This window comes from Mycobacterium lacus (assembly GCF_010731535.1).
Classification (GTDB): domain Bacteria; phylum Actinomycetota; class Actinomycetes; order Mycobacteriales; family Mycobacteriaceae; genus Mycobacterium; species Mycobacterium lacus.
In genome coordinates, this window is the sequence record NZ_AP022581.1 from 2,908,729 (window position 1) to 2,923,137 (window position 14,409).

The 14,409-nt window shown below is 68.5% G+C and carries 12 protein-coding genes and 3 pseudogenes; 3 read left to right on the top strand and 12 right to left on the bottom strand.

Annotated elements, in window-relative coordinates; genetic code table 11:
* Window positions 1–24: 24 nt before the first annotated feature.
* Both G6N24_RS13395 and G6N24_RS13400 read right to left on the bottom strand, forming a co-directional pair.
* Window positions 25–417, bottom strand: coding sequence for a type II toxin-antitoxin system VapC family toxin (locus G6N24_RS13395; protein WP_085162424.1), 393 nt, complete (start codon window positions 415–417; stop codon window positions 25–27).
* Window positions 414–628 (bottom strand): annotated as a pseudogene (locus G6N24_RS13400) (type II toxin-antitoxin system Phd/YefM family antitoxin). Before G6N24_RS13400 ends, G6N24_RS13395 begins: the two are co-directional and overlap by 4 nt.
* A 57-nt stretch (window positions 629–685) precedes the next feature.
* On the opposite strand from G6N24_RS13400, the pseudogene G6N24_RS13405 reads away from it, so the two are divergent.
* The 3 genes and pseudogenes from G6N24_RS13405 to G6N24_RS13420 all read left to right on the top strand — a co-directional run bounded on the left by G6N24_RS13405 (window position 686) and on the right by G6N24_RS13420 (window position 3,519).
* Window positions 686–1,434 (top strand): annotated as a pseudogene (locus tag G6N24_RS13405) (enoyl-CoA hydratase).
* 5 nt (window positions 1,435–1,439) lie between these two features.
* Window positions 1,440–1,760 carry a hypothetical protein gene (locus G6N24_RS13410; protein ID WP_085162426.1) on the top strand — a complete coding sequence of 107 codons (321 nt, stop codon included), beginning with the start codon at window positions 1,440–1,442 and terminating at the stop codon, window positions 1,758–1,760.
* A 50-nt stretch (window positions 1,761–1,810) separates the two neighbouring features.
* Window positions 1,811–3,519: pseudogene (locus G6N24_RS13420) on the top strand (PE family protein).
* Window positions 3,520–3,746: 227 nt separating this feature from the next.
* On the opposite strand, the gene G6N24_RS13425 reads toward G6N24_RS13420, so the two are convergent.
* The 10 genes from G6N24_RS13425 to rimP all read right to left on the bottom strand — a co-directional run bounded on the left by G6N24_RS13425 (window position 3,747) and on the right by rimP (window position 14,376).
* Window positions 3,747–4,829: an ABC transporter ATP-binding protein gene (locus G6N24_RS13425; RefSeq protein WP_085158515.1), complete on the bottom strand. Its 1,083-nt coding sequence runs from the start codon at window positions 4,827–4,829 to the stop codon at window positions 3,747–3,749.
* A complete protein-coding gene (locus G6N24_RS13430; RefSeq protein ID WP_085158517.1) occupies window positions 4,822–6,126 on the bottom strand; it encodes an ABC transporter substrate-binding protein in 1,305 nt (434 codons plus the stop codon). Before G6N24_RS13430 ends, G6N24_RS13425 begins: the two co-directional genes overlap by 8 nt.
* Window position 6,127: 1 nt before the next feature.
* The gene (locus tag G6N24_RS13435; RefSeq protein WP_085158519.1) at window positions 6,128–6,964 is read right to left on the bottom strand and encodes a carbohydrate ABC transporter permease; all 837 of its coding nucleotides are present in this window, start codon (window positions 6,962–6,964) and stop codon (window positions 6,128–6,130) included.
* The gene (locus G6N24_RS13440; RefSeq protein ID WP_085158535.1) at window positions 6,961–7,860 is read right to left on the bottom strand and encodes a carbohydrate ABC transporter permease; all 900 of its coding nucleotides are present in this window, start codon (window positions 7,858–7,860) and stop codon (window positions 6,961–6,963) included. Before G6N24_RS13440 ends, G6N24_RS13435 begins: the two co-directional genes overlap by 4 nt.
* 176 nt (window positions 7,861–8,036) lie before the next feature.
* Window positions 8,037–9,038 carry a DHH family phosphoesterase gene (locus G6N24_RS13445; protein ID WP_085158521.1) on the bottom strand — a complete coding sequence of 334 codons (1,002 nt, stop codon included), beginning with the start codon at window positions 9,036–9,038 and terminating at the stop codon, window positions 8,037–8,039.
* The gene (rbfA, locus tag G6N24_RS13450) at window positions 9,013–9,489 is read right to left on the bottom strand and encodes a 30S ribosome-binding factor RbfA (protein ID WP_085158523.1); all 477 of its coding nucleotides are present in this window, start codon (window positions 9,487–9,489) and stop codon (window positions 9,013–9,015) included. Before rbfA ends, G6N24_RS13445 begins: the two co-directional genes overlap by 26 nt.
* Entirely contained in the window at window positions 9,489–12,218 is a 2,730-nt protein-coding gene (gene infB, locus G6N24_RS13455) for a translation initiation factor IF-2 (RefSeq protein WP_085158525.1), read from the bottom strand. Before infB ends, rbfA begins: the two co-directional genes overlap by 1 nt.
* Before the next feature lie 73 nt (window positions 12,219–12,291).
* On the bottom strand, window positions 12,292–12,675 hold the full coding sequence (locus G6N24_RS13460) for a YlxR family protein (protein ID WP_179963430.1): 384 nt from the start codon (window positions 12,673–12,675) through the stop codon (window positions 12,292–12,294).
* 118 nt (window positions 12,676–12,793) lie between these two features.
* Window positions 12,794–13,837, bottom strand: a complete 1,044-nt coding sequence (nusA, locus tag G6N24_RS13465; RefSeq protein ID WP_085158527.1) for a transcription termination factor NusA — start codon at window positions 13,835–13,837, stop codon at window positions 12,794–12,796.
* Window positions 13,834–14,376: a ribosome maturation factor RimP gene (gene rimP, locus G6N24_RS13470; protein ID WP_085158529.1), complete on the bottom strand. Its 543-nt coding sequence runs from the start codon at window positions 14,374–14,376 to the stop codon at window positions 13,834–13,836. Before rimP ends, nusA begins: the two co-directional genes overlap by 4 nt.
* Window positions 14,377–14,409: the final 33 nt, after the last annotated feature.

Here is a 14,409-nt window from a genome sequence, read left to right on the forward strand (position 1 = left end):
CCCAACGATAGGCGCGGCCCGCGGCTACCAGACCGTGACCGGGCGCGGATGCCGATGACCACGCAGCCGCCGATCCTTGGTCACTAGGCGCCAGCCTTGCTCGACGGCGGTGGCATAGATCAACCGGTCGGCCGGATCGCCCGGGAACGACGAGGGAAGCGACACCGCGGTGGCCGCGATGGACGGAGTGATGCCGATTGTGCGGACGTGCTCGGCGAGCCGCTCAAGCCAGGACCGCATCGGAATCGTCAAGTGGATGCGTTCGTGCTCCGCGAGCCAAGACAGCTCGTACCACGTGATCGCGGCAACCGCGAGCTCGTGGGCCTGTTCAACCGCCCGGCTGGCGGCCTTGCTGAGTCGCTCTGGCTCGGCCGACCACCAATGGACCACGTGGGAGTCGAGCAACAAGGTCGTCACGAGGCGTTCCAGGATTCCCCGGTGGTGAAGAGTTGGTCTTCATCGGCGGCCGTCATCGCGATCCCGGACAACCGACCCTTGAGAGCGTGGGACCCGGTGCTGCTACCAGCCGGGCTATCGCGCGGCCATGTTTGGTGATCTCTATTTCCTCGCCGGCTGCCACTTCGTCAAGCAGCGCAAGGATCTTCGCCTTCACCTCGGTAGCGGTCATATTTCTGGTCATATCGTCAGTTTACTGGTCTGCACGCGGCTGGCTACGGTGAAACTCATGACCGAGGACATCCTGCTGATCGAAACCAACGAGCGGGTCCGCACCCTGACGCTCAACCGGCCGCAGTCCCGCAATGCCCTGTCCGCGGCACTGCGCGATCGGTTCTTCGGGGCCCTGGCTAACGCCGAGGCCGACGACGGCGTCGACGTCGTCATCGTCACCGGCGCCGACCCAGTGTTCTGCGCGGGACTGGATCTCAAGGAGCTGGGCGGCCAGTCAGCGTTGCCGGACATCTCACCGCGGTGGCCGGCGATGACCAAACCGGTGATCGGCGCGATCAACGGCGCCGCGGTCACCGGCGGGCTGGAGCTGGTCCTTTACTGCGACATCGTGATCGCCTCGGAGCACGCACGATTCGCCGACACGCATGCCCGCGTGGGCCTGCTGCCCACCTGGGGCTGAGCGTGCGGCTGCCGCAGAAGGTGGGTGTGGGCCTGGCCCGCCGGATGAGCCTCACCGGGGACTACCTGTCGGCCGCCGACGCGCTGCGGGCCGGCCTGGTCACCGAGGTGGTACCGCACGACCAACTTTTGGCCACCGCCCGCCGGGTCGCCACGACCATCGTCGGCAACAACCAGAACGCGGTGCGTGCATTGCTGGCGTCCTACCACCGGATCGACGAGTCGCAGACCAGCGGGGGCCTGTGGCTGGAGGCGATGGCGGCCAGGCAATTCCGGGTCAGCGGTGACGACATCGCGGCCAATCGAGAGGCCGTGCTGCAACGCGGACGCTCCCAGGTGCGCTGACCGCGATGGCCTCACCGCAGGGATCGCCGCAGCGGCGATCGACAGCCGACATCGTGGCGACCGTGCTGTGGTCTGTCGTACTGCCGGCGGCATGCGCGTTGGCGCTGGCTGCCGCACTGTTGCGGTCGTTGTGGTTGATGATGCCCTGCTGGCATGTATCGGAATGGTCATCGCGGGTGCACGCCGAACACCCTCTGTGGGAGTGGTCGGCGTTCGCGTTCACGGTACTCGTCACCGCGTTCCTCGTGGCCATGATCATTTGGATTAACGCGAAAACGCTAGATCGTGGACTGGACCGCATTACTGTGTCGTTCACGGTGGGTTGACCCCGAGCGCAGTAGCAGGTCGCTGAGCGTCCATGGCGAGAGGAAAGCCGATGTCGTATCTAATCGCGGCGCCGGAGATGGTGAGCGCCGCAGCCAGAGATCTAGCCAGTATCGGGTCGGCGATCGGGTCGCCAACGCGTCGGCGGCCCCGACGACGGTGGTGCTGGCTGCCGGCGGCGACGAGGTGTCAGCGGCCATCGCGGCACTGTTCAGCACGCACGGGCAGGCGTATCAGGCACTGAGCGTCCAGGCGGCGCGGTTTCATGAGCAGTTCGTGCAGGCCTTGTCCGCGGGCGCGGTGTCATACGCGGCCGCCGAGGCGGCCAACGCATCGCCGATGCAGCAGGCTTTGGCCGTGGTCAACGCGCCTACCCAAGCGCTGATTGGGCGCCCGCTGATCGGCAACGGCGCCAACGCGACGACGCCCGGCGGCAACGGCGGCGACGGCGGAATTCTGTTCGGCAACGGCGGTAATGGAGCCGCCGGCAATCCTGGTCAGGCCGGTGGAAGCGGCGGGGCCGCCGGGCTGATCGGCAACGGCGGCCGCGGCGCGGCAGGCGGGGCCGGCGCGCGCGGCGGCCACGGCGGCGCCGGCGGGCTGCTGTTCGGAAACGGGGGCAGCGGCGGCGCCGGAGGGTCCGGGGTCGCCGGGGTCAACGGCGGGATCGGTGCGGCCGGCGGCGACGGCGGCAGCGCCGGGTTGTGGGGCGCCGGGGGTGCCGGCGGCACCGGCGGTACCGGCGCCACGGGTGCTAACGGCAATCCCGTTCCGGCTACCCCGGTGACGCCGGCGGCTGGGGGCAGCGCGGGCACGAACAATCCCAGCGGCAATGGCGGCCACGGCGGCGCGGGAACCGCCGGCGCATCCGCCGGGCAGGCCGGCGGCGCCGGCGGCGACGGTGGCTCGGGCATGTCCAGCGGAAGCGTCACCGGCGGGGACGGCGGTGCCGGTGGCGACGGCGGCGACGCGCCCGGCGGCGGCGCACCCGGCGGGACGGGCGGTGCCGGTGGCGACGCCGGCGCCACCGGCGGCGGCAGCACCGCCATCGGCGGCGCCGGCGGTGCCGGCGGTGATGGCGGCGGCGGGGCCAGCGGCGGGGCGGGCGGAACCGGCGGCGGGGCCGCCATCGCCAGCTTTGGCTCCGCCACCGGGGGTGTCGGCGGGGCCGGGGGTGCCGGTGGGGTCGGTGGGGCCGGTGGGGCCGGCGGGGCCGGTGGCTTCGCCAACGCTCCTGCCGGCGCCGCCATCGGCGGGAACGGTGGGCCCGGTGGGGCCGGGGGCGCTGGCGCCGCCGGCGGGGCCGGCAGCACCGGCGGGGCCGGTGGGGCCGGGGGTAATGGCGGGTTGCTGTTCGGGGTTGGGGGTGCCGGTGGGGCCGGGGGTGCCGGTGGGGCCGGCGGCCTCGGCGCAAATGGCGGCATCGGGGGTGCTGGCGGTGCGGGCGGCGACGTCACCAGCGCTTCAGGCTCCGGCGGCGATGGCGGGGACGGAGGCGCGGGCGGTGATGGCGGTGATGGCGGTTCCGGTGGAGCGGGTGGCAACGGCGGCGCCGGCGGCAGGGGCGGACTGTTCGACAGCGCGGGCAACCCGGGCGCCGGTGGGGCAGGCGGAGCCGGCGGTGGCGCCGGCTCGGGTGCCGTGGGCGGCCTCGGCGGCGCGGCCGGCGCGGGGTCCATCCCGGGGAGCGCCGGTGCCGCCGGCAAATCCGGGGCATCAGGCGTGACGGGGGCACCCGGAGCGCCCGGCGCGGTCGGCTGACCGGGGGGCGGCGACCCGTCACCGCAGCCGGCGCCGATCGGCTCGCAGCCCCCGGATGCCGTCAGCTTCGGCTCCACGAGGATGGGTGCCGCGCCGCGGCTGGCAATGCCCGCTGACGCGGTCGAGCAGGTCCGCCGTTGGCCCGGCGCAGCCCGCACTGGGCGTGCGGATCGATCAAGAATTCGCGCTGACCTATTAACGGACTACCCGCGCCGGGCAACCAGCGCTCAACGAATACGGGTCTCGGTCTGGGCATCGAAAAAGCGCACTTCGACCGCGTGTGGCACGATCGACAACGCCTCGCCCACACTGACCCCGGTGCGGCGGTCCGCGCGGAACACGATCCGTTGCGCGCGTGACGACCACCCCTCCTGCGCGACGGGCGTTGCGTAGACGAACGATTCGAAGCCAAGCTCTTCGACCAGCTCGACGCGAACGGTCAACGCTCCCGGTGTGCCCGCCGGCACCACGTCCCACGACTCCGGCCGAACACCGACCAGCACACGGCCAACCACTCCGCGGGGAACCGGTATCGACAGGTCGGGTGATTTCACGACGCCGTCGGCCACCGCCGCGTCGATGAGGTTCATCGCCGGCGCCCCGATGAAGGTCGCGACAAACGTGTTGACCGGGTTGTCGTACAGCGCTCGAGGAACGTCGACCTGTTGCAGCACACCATCTTTGAGCACTGCGACCCGGTCACCCATCGTCATCGCCTCCACCTGATCGTGGGTGACGTACACGGTGGTGGTGCCGAGCCTGCGCTGCAATTCCGAGATCTGCGATCGGGTGCTCACCCGCAGCTTGGCATCCAGATTCGACAGCGGCTCATCCATGCAGAACACCCGGGGCCGCCGCACGATCGCACGTCCCATCGCCACCCGTTGGCGCTGCCCACCGGACAGTTTCGAAGGCTTGCGGTCAAGCAGCTCGGTCAGTTCCAGCATGGTGGCGACTTCGAGCACGCGCTGTCGGGTCTCGGCGCGCGATGCGCCGGCGTTTCGCAGCGCGAACCCCATGTTGGCGGCCACCGTCATGTTCGGGTACAGCGCGTAGTTCTGGAACACCATCGCGACGTCGCGAGCCCGCGGCGGAAGGTGCGTCACATCCTGATCACCGATCGTGATATGGCCACGCTCAACGGATTCCAGCCCAGCCAAGAGGCGAAGGACGGTGGACTTGCCGCAACCCGAAGGACCGACGAGCACCAGAAACTCACCGTCGGCGATGTCGAGGTCCAGGTTGTCGACGGCCGGCGCGTCGGCGCCGGGATAGCGGTGGGTGACCGCGCGGTACTGGACTTTAGCCATGGCGCGCCAGCTTGCGCTTGATCTGGCGGTCGAGGATGACTTGCAGTTGCCGGTCGATCTCGGCGAAGGTCGTGGTCACGTCGGCCCCCTGCAGCCCGATGGATTCCAGGCCGGCCGAGATGATGCGGTCGCCGCCGGGCAGGAACACGCGCGCGTAATCCTGCGGGCGAGTGTGCGGGAGCTGGTCGAGCGCCACCCGGGCGGCGGGATTGCTCGCCAGGTAGTCCTGTTCGCTGGGGTCGTCGCCGGCGGATTTTCGCACCGCCAGATAGCCGGTGCGCTGGCTGAAGTAGGCGGTGTTTGCCGGGTTGGTGACGAACGCAATGAACTTGAGCGCGTTCACTTTCCGCTCCTCGGACAGCTTCGCGGGAACCGCCAGCCCCGCCCCGCCCGTCGGACAGGCGGGCGCTCCACCGGGGCCGGTGGGCAGCGGCGCCGCCCCGACATCGAATCGAGCCGCGGCGGTGATGCCGGTCAGGGCGCCGGTCGATGCCACGGCGGAGGCCAGGATGCCGGTGGCGAACTCGTTGGCCACATCGTTGGCGATTACCGCGTAACCCTTGCGGTGGACCGAATCCCGGAAAAAGTTGCCCGCCGCAATCGTGGCCGGGTCGGTGAACCTCAAGGCCCACTCGTCGGAGTAGGCGCCGCCGAATGCCCAGTTTGGTCCTTCGAACGTCCACGAAATCAACTGGGCGTTGGCCCAGCCGTGCGCCGATTTCCCAGCGCCGACGACGCGCTGCAGCCGCGGACCCCAGTCGTCGAATTCCTGCCAACTTTGCGGCCCGCGGTCGGGCAGGCCGGCCAGCTCCCAGGCCACCTTGTTGTAGTAGAACAGCGGCGTCGAGCGCGCATAGGGCAACGCATAGTGGCGTCCATCGAACTCGTAGTCGGCCAGCATCGTGTCGACGTAATCGGTGGTGTCCACTCCGACTTGACGAAACAGGTCATCGAGCGGGGCGATGACGCCGCTGAGGGCGAAATGGAACCACCAAATGTCGTCCAACACAACGACATCGGGAACATCGGTGCCGATGAGCGCCGCGTTGAACTTCTGCGCCACTTCGTCATAGTCCTTGCCGGCGTCGATCAGCTTGACCGGCAACGCGGGGAACTCGCGCTGGAAGCGGCCGATGAGTTCTCGTTCCACCCCACCGGATTGACCAGGGTGATTGGACCAGAAGGTGATCGGTCCAGAACCCGACTTCACCGAGACGCCGCGGCCCATCCCTGCACAGCCAGCTGCGACGGTCGCACTCGCTAGCGCCAAGAAGCTCCGTCGGCTCAGGGCGTCCATGTCAACCCTTGACCGCGCCCGAGGTGAGGCCCTTGATCATCTGCCGTTGCAAGGCGATGAAGATGAGCAGGATGGGCAGCATCGCCAGCAGCGTCACCGCCATCACCGGACCCCAGTTCGTCACACCCTCGGCTTGCTGGAGGAAGGTCAGGCCCACCGGCAGCGGCGCCACCGATTCGTCGTCGGACATCAAGAACGGCCAAAGGTACTCGTTCCATTCGTTGACCACCGTGATGATGCCGAAGGCCACCATGGTGGGCCCGGACATCGGTAACACGACCCGCAGCAGAAGTTGCCACCAACGCGCGCCATCCATCCGGGCCGCCTCGATGACCTCGGACGGCAGCGACTGAAAATGGTTGCGCATCAAGAAGGTTCCGAATGCGACTCCCGCGAGGGGCACGATGATGCCGGGGAAGGTATTGCGCAGGCCCACCTGCGAGATCAACGCGTAGTTCGAGATCACGGTGATCTGGTTGGGCACCATCAGCGCGGCGATGATCAACAAGAACACCGCGTTCTTGCCCGGAAACCGCACGAACACCAAGCCAAACGCGCTGAGCACACCAAGGACGAACTTCACCACGGCCAGCACCGACGTGATGATCAGCGAATTGCGCAGGAACCTCCAGAATGGAATCTGCTCGGTGGCCGTCCGGTAGTTCTGTGGATACCAGCGCGGCGGCCACCACGTGGTCGGTTGCGAGTAGATGTCGGGCTGGTCCTTGAACGACGTGAAGAAGACGAATACCAGCGGCCCGGCGATCAACACGACAACCAGGAACATCGCCGCATAGCCGAGCAGTCGCGCGGTCCCGCGACGCCGATCCTCGGTCACTGCCGCTGCCCCCGATCCATGACACGCACCTGGTAGTACGTCACGGCCAGCAAGGCCAGGAACATGATCGTGGCGACGGTGGCGCCGTAACCGGCCCGGAAATTCCTGAAGGTCTCCAAGTACACCTGATACACCATGGTCGTGGTGCCGGTGCCGAGCGGGCCGCCTCGCGTCATGACGTTGATGATGTCGAACACCTGCAACGAGTTGATCAGCACCGTGATCGACAGGAAGAAGGTGGTCGGACGCAGCTGGGGCAACAGCACTCGGCGGAAGGTGGCCCAGCGGCTGGCGCCGTCGATTTCGGCCGCCTCCAACAGGTCTCGGCGTACCCCTTGCAACGCGGCCAGATAGATGACGAAGGTGTACCCGAGGTTTTTCCATATGTAGGTCACGGTCACCATGAACAACGCCCAGCGCTGGTCCTGGTAGAAGTCGGGCACGCCGATTCCAACACGGTGCAACAGGTCTTGCGCCAGACCGAAATGCGGGTCGAAGACAAACTGGGCCGCCAGGCCGACGGCGGCACCCGAGATCACAAAGGGCGCGAACACGGTGGAACGCACCAGATTCCGTCCCCGCAGCGGTTGATCGAGCAGCGTGGCCAGAACCAGGCCCAGCACCATCGAACCAATCACCGCCGCGGCGGTGAACACCGCGGTGTTGAGCACGATTTGACGGGTATCCGAACGCGTGAACCACTCCGCGTAATTCGACAACCCCACAAACTGCGCGCTCGTATCGGAGATATTCCAGTCGAAAAACGACAGCCGGATGTTGTCGGCCAACGGCCGGTAGATGAACAACACCAACAGCGCGACATTGGGACCCACCAAGACGGCGAACAACAGATAATCCCTGGACGGCCGGTCTCGCCATGGCCGCGGCGTCGTCACCACGGGCGCAGTGTAGCCGCTGGCTTTTCGCCGAAAGTGCGGCCACGGTCGTGCTTGATGCGCGAACGACAGCCATGGCGGCAATCTCGGCGCGTTACGCCGTTTCGGTCACGGCCCATCGCCGGGAGGAGGCCCGCCATGTCGGCCCGGGTCAGAATCCGCTTCCGTCAAGGCGGCTAGCCGAGCGCCGCCCGCAGCGACGCCACCACGTCATCGATCGAGCCGGTGGTCGTATAGCCGGCGGCCAGCAGGTGGCCGCCGCCGCCGAACCCCGAAGCCACGGCCGCCAAATCCACGTCGGCCTTGCCCCGCATCGACACCGACCACCGCCGCGGTTCGACCTCCTTGAACACCGCCGCCACCTCGGCCTCGGCCGTGGTGCGCACGATGTCGACGATGCTTTCCACCTCCTCCGAGCGCGCGCGGGCGAACTCCAGATGGTCGATGACCACGTAGACCAGCCCCCGACCGCCGACCGCCTCGGGCACCAACTGCGCCGAGCCCAGCACCCGCGAAAGCAGCGGCAACCACGCGAACGGATGGGTATCCATCAGCGTCCGGCTGATGGCGGCATTGTCCACACCGATGTCGAGCAGCCGGGCGGCCAGCCGTAGAGCGCGCGCGCTGGCCCAGCGAAACGACCCGGTGTCGGTCGTCAGCCCGGCGTAAATGCAGTGCGCGACGTCGGTGTCTATTGGCTTCCCCCACGCGTCGAGCAGTTCGGCGACCATCATCGTGGTGGAATCCGCCGACAAGTCGATGAAGTTCGCGGTGCCGAACATGTCGTTGGACGCGTGATGGTCGATGACCAGCAGCTCCTGGCCCGGCGCCGCCAGGTCACTGAGCCCGCCGAGTCGGTTGACAGTCGGAACGTCAACGGTCACAACCAAATCGACGTCGCGGCGCATGCCCTCCGGCGCGACCAGCAGGTGGCAGCCGGGCAGCGACCGCAGCGACTCGGGCAGTGTCGTCGGCGCGGCGAAGCTGACCTGAACCCGCTTGCCGCACCGGTCAAGCACCATGGCCAGCGCCAGCCCGGCACCTATGGTGTCGGCGTCGGGATTGACGTGGCAGACCACCCCGATCGTCGTCGCCGCCGACAGTAGTTCGGCGGCGCCGAAAGCATCGACGCGTCCGACGTCCGCGGCCAGCTCAGTCTTCGGGTCGGTCGCCGTCACCGGTGTCCTTAGGGTTGGGCTCCCTGCTCACCCGGTACGGATCCGCCTCCCCCGCCGGCTTTGCCCCGACCCGAACCCGCGCGAGATCGGCATCGGCGGCGCGGGCCCGAGCCAGCAGCTCGTCCATTCGATGCGCGCTGTCCGCCGTCGTGTCCCGGGTGAACGTCAGGGTGGGAGTGAATCGCACGCCGGTGCCCGCCCCGACCTTGCTGCGCAGCGTGCCCTTGGCCCGCTCCAGCGCCGCGGCTGCGCCGGCGTAATCCGGCTCGTCGTCCAGCGTGCGTCCCATCACCGTGTAGTACACCGTGGCGTCGTGCAGGTCGGCGGTCACCTTGGCGTCGACGATTGTCACACCGGCCAACCCCGGGTCCTTGATCTCGTACTCGATCGCCGACGCGACGATCGAGTAGATCCGCTTCTCCAGCCGACGCGCCCGGGCCTGGTCAGCCATTACCCGCGTTCTTTCTGAACGAGCTCGTAGGACTCGATGACGTCGCCTTCCTTGATGTCGGCGTACCCCAGCGTCAGACCGCACTCGAAGCCCTCGCGGACCTCGGTCACGTCGTCCTTTTCCCGCCGCAGCGACGCGATCGTAAGGTTCTCGGCGACCACGATGTTGTCTCGCAACAGCCGGGCCTTGGCGTTTCGGCGCACCACCCCGGAGGTGATCAGGCAGCCGGCGATGAGGCCGACCTTCGAGGACCGGAACAACGCCCGGATCTCGGCGCGACCCAGCTGGTTTTCCTCGTATATCGGCTTGAGCAGGCCGCGCAGTGCCTTTTCGATCTCGTCGATCGCCTGGTAGATGACCGAGTAGTAGCGGATCTCGACGCCTTCGCGGTTGGCCAGCTCGGTGGCCTTGCCTTCGGCGCGCACGTTGAAGCCGATGATGATCGCGTCCGAGGCCGACGCCAGGTTGACGTTGGTCTCGGTGATGCCACCGACGCCGCGGTCGATGACGCGCAGCGCCACCTCGTCGTCGACCTGGATGCCCATCAGGGCCTCCTCCAGCGCCTCGACGGTACCGGCGTTGTCGCCCTTGAGGATCAGGTTCAGCTGGCTGGTTTCCTTCAGCGCCGAGTCCAGGTCCTCCAGGCTGATCCGCTTGCGGCTGCGCGCCGCCAGGGCGTTGCGCTTGCGGGCGCTGCGCCGGTCGGCGATCTGGCGCGCGATGCGGTCCTCGTCGACGACCAGGAAGTTGTCGCCCGCGCCGGGCACCGACGTGAAGCCGATGACCTGCACCGGACGCGACGGCAACGCCGCCTCGACGTCCTCGCCGTGCTCGTCGACCATCCGGCGGACCCGGCCGTACGCGTCGCCGGCGACCACCGAGTCGCCGACGCGCAGCGTGCCGCGTTGCACCAGCACGGTGGCGACGGGACCGCGACCGCGGTCCAGGTGCGCCTCGATGGCCACGCCTTGGGCCTCCATGTCGGGGTTGGCCCGCAGGTCCAGGGCGGCGTCCGCGGTCAACAACACCGCCTCGAGCAGCTGATCGATGTTGGTGCCCACCTTCGCCGAGATGTCGACGAACATCGTGTCACCACCGAAATCCTCTGCCACCAAACCGTATTCGGTGAGCTGCCCGCGGATCTTGGCCGGGTCGGCGCCCTCCTTGTCGATCTTGTTGACCGCCACCACGATCGGCACGTCGGCGGCCTGCGCGTGGTTGATCGCCTCCACCGTCTGGGGCATCACGCCGTCGTCGGCCGCGACCACCAGGATCGCGATGTCGGTGGCCTTGGCGCCGCGGGCACGCATGGCGGTGAACGCCTCGTGACCCGGGGTGTCGATGAAGGTGATCGGCCGCTCGCTGCCGTCGAGGTTGACCGACACCTGGTACGCGCCGATGTGCTGGGTGATGCCGCCGGCCTCGGCCTCGCGGACGTTGGCCTTGCGGATGGTGTCCAGCAGCCGGGTCTTGCCGTGGTCGACGTGGCCCATCACCGTCACCACCGGCGGGCGAGTCTGCAGGGCGGCCTCGTCGCCCGCATCTTCCCCGTAGGTCAGGTCAAACGACTCGAGCAGTTCGCGGTCTTCGTCCTCGGGGCTGACGACCTGAACGTTGTAGTTCATCTCGCTGCCCAGCAGCTCGAGCGTCTCGTCGCCCACCGACTGCGTGGCCGTCACCATCTCGCCGAGGTTGAACAGCGCCTGCACCAGCGCCGCCGGGTTGGCGTCGATCTTCTCGGCGAAGTCGCTCAGCGACGCCCCGCGGGCCAGCCGGATCGTCTCGCCGTTCCCATGCGGCAACCGCACGCCACCGACGACCGGGGCCTGCATCGAGTCGTATTCCTGCCGCTTCTGCCGCTTGGACTTGCGGCCGCGCCGGGGCGCGCCGCCGGGACGGCCGAACGCGCCGGCCGCACCGCCGCGCTGCCCGGGACGGCCACCACCGCCGCCCGGCCCGCCGCCACCGGGGCGACCCCGAAAACCTGCGGGGCCGGCTCCGGGCGCGGCGCCCACGCCACCGCGGTAGTTACCACCGGCATCGGGGCGGCCGACGCCGAGCCCACCGGGACGGCCACCGGGTCGCGGCGCACCGGCGCGTGGTGGGCGGGGTCCACCGGCCGCGCCGCCGGGACGCGGCGGCATGCTGCCGGGCGTAGCGCCCGGACGCGGCGCCCCTGGCCGGGCCGCTCCGGGGCGAGGAGCCGCCGGACGCGGGATGGGCCGGTCGACCGGTTGCGCCGACGAGAACGGGTTGTTGCCGACGCGCGGCGTGCGAACCCCCGGCTTCGGCGCCGGGCCCGGACGCGGACCCGGCGTCATACCCGGGTGGGGCGCGGACGGGCCGGGCGTCGGCGGCAGCTGTCCGGGAGCTGGCGGCGCGGAAGCCGCGGCCGTCGCGGCTGGAGAAGGAGGCGCGGTGGCAGCTGCCGCCGCACCGGAGCCGACGGCCTTGACAGCCGCGCCGGCCGCCTCGCCGTTGCCGGGGGCCTTGTCAATCGCCTTGTCGAGGGACTTGTCCGGGCCTTTGCCGGGGGCCTTGGCCGGAGCCTTCTCGGACGCCGCCTTGCCGCCACCGAACGATTCGCGCAGCCGCCGGGCGACGGGTGCCTCCACCGTCGACGATGCCGATTTGACGAATTCGCCCTGTTCGCTCAGTCGGGCGAGAACTTCCTTGCTGGTTACACCGAGTTCCTTGGCCAACTCGTGTACGCGGGCCTTACCTGCCACTACATCTCCTGTCCATGAGGCGACAGTCGTGGGCCGCGCCTCGAGTGCTAGCTGTAACGCATAGAGGTGGGAGTCATCGGGACTTCACGGTGTGCTCATGTTCGTTGCTACCTGTTCTGTTGCCCGGTGGGGCGAGCTCACTCAAACCACCAATGTGCTCGACCACCGCGGATGTGTCCGGTGCACCGGCGATGCGCAGCGCTCTGGTGAAAGCCCGCCGTCGAATCGCCCGTTGCACGCACTGCCGTGTGGGGTGCAGCCACGCACCCCGCCCCGGCAGGCTTCCGCCTGTGTCAACGATCACGGCGTAGTTGCCGTTCCCGATCGACACAGCCACCACTCGAAGCAGATCGACGGCCAACTCTCGCCTCCGGCACCCGACACACGTTCGCACGGGACCATCCGTGCTTCTGTGCGCCCAGCGGGTTTGGGGGGCCGAAGGCTCGCGCTGGATCACGGCTCAGTCTAGCGTCACCAAATGGGTGGTCAGAACCACCCGGGGATAAGCCGTCGGGTGCTCAAGCCCGATTGTCCAGCTCTCCCCAGACGGCTGCGCCGTCTGCATCGTCGCCGGGCTACCGCTCGTGTGCCATTCCGCGGCTAGCGCCCTGTTCGGGCTGGCCAGCCGGAGAACTCGGGGAATCACCGCGGATGTCGATACGCCACCCGGTGAGCCGAGCCGCCAACCGAGCGTTCTGCCCCTCCTTGCCGATGGCCAGCGACAGCTGGAAATCGGGCACCACGACGCGAGCGGCCCGGGCGATCTGGTCGATGACCGTCACCGAAACCACCTTCGCCGGCGACAGCGCGTTGGCGACGAAACGGGCCGGGTCTTCGTCATAGTCGATGATGTCGATCTTCTCCCCGGAAAGTTCGCTCATCACATTGCGAACCCGTTGCCCCATCGGACCGATGCAAGCGCCCTTGGCGTTGAGGCCGGGAACGTTCGAGCGCACCGCGATCTTGGAGCGATGGCCAGCTTCCCGCGCCACCGCCACGATCTCTACCGACCCGTCGGCAATCTCGGGAACTTCCAGTGAGAACAGCTTGCGTACGAGGTTGGGGTGGGTGCGCGACAACGTGATCAGCGGCTCACGCGCACCCCGGGTCACGCCGACCACGTAACACCGCAGGCGGTTGCCGTGCTCATAGCTCTCGCCGGGGACCTGTTCGGCCGCCGGGATCACACCCTCGGACGCCTTGGTCTCGGTGCCCATCCGGACCACGACCAGGCCACGGGCGTTGGCGCGGCTGTCGCGCTGGATCACGCCGGCGACGATCTCACCCTCACGGGTGGAGAACTCGCCGTAGGTGCGCTCATTTTCGGCGTCGCGGAATCGCTGCAGCATCACCTGACGCGCGGTGGTGGCAGCGATACGGCCAAACCCCTCGGGGGTGTCGTCCCATTCACTGATGAGATTGCCGTCGGCATCGGTCTCGCGCGCGATCACCCGGACAGCGCCGGTCTTGCGGTCGATATCGATGCGCGCGTCGTTCTGGTGGCCATGAGTGTGCCGGTAGGCGGTCAGCAGCGCCGACTTGATCGTCTCGAGCAGTTCATTGACGGAAATGCCGCGGTCCACCTCGATCGCATGCAGCGCCGCCATGTCGATGTTCACGCTCCGGCCTCCGTCCCACGGGGCCGACTCGTCTCGGCCGATCCCGCCAGTTCCAACTCGGCTCGGGCTGGTGGCGAAAACTCAACCTGGACAACGGCTTTCACAATGTCGGAAAGTGGAATTTCGCGTACCGCCAATTCCCGGCCCTGCCGGACCACCAGCGCGATCGCGTCAGCCCGCGTCTCGCCGACTCGACCGGTCAACTGCGATCCGTCCGACAGCACCAGCTCGATCCTGCGGCCGCGCGCGCGCCGGAAGTGCTTCTCGCTGGTCAGCGGGCGTTCCACACCGGGCGAACTGACCTCGAGGACGTAGCGGTCGCGGATGCCGTCCAGGCCGTCCAGCAAGGCTGACGCCGAACGCGACAGCGCGGCTATGGTGTCGAGGTCCAGCGGGATGTCACCGTCGGCGATCACGGCAATCCGCGGCGGGCGGACATGGGTGTCGATGACCACGTCTTCGATCTCAACGCCGGCGCGCGCGAACTCTCCACCGAGTAGCTCGATCACCTGCGTCTGCGACGGTAGCCCGGTGGTCACGGCGAGCTCCTCATCTTGAGTTGTCCGGTCATC

What these genes read in the sequence shown, in the direction of transcription:
- G6N24_RS13410 (WP_085162426.1), top strand. Translation starts at nt 1,440, where the DNA reads ATGGCCTCACCGCAGGGATCGCCGCAGCGGCGATCGACAGCCGACATC.
- G6N24_RS13425 (WP_085158515.1), bottom strand. Translation starts at nt 4,829, where the DNA reads ATGGCTAAAGTCCAGTACCGCGCGGTCACCCACCGCTATCCCGGCGCC.
- G6N24_RS13430 (WP_085158517.1), bottom strand. Translation starts at nt 6,126, where the DNA reads ATGGACGCCCTGAGCCGACGGAGCTTCTTGGCGCTAGCGAGTGCGACC.
- rbfA (WP_085158523.1), bottom strand. Translation starts at nt 9,489, where the DNA reads ATGGCTGACCAGGCCCGGGCGCGTCGGCTGGAGAAGCGGATCTACTCG.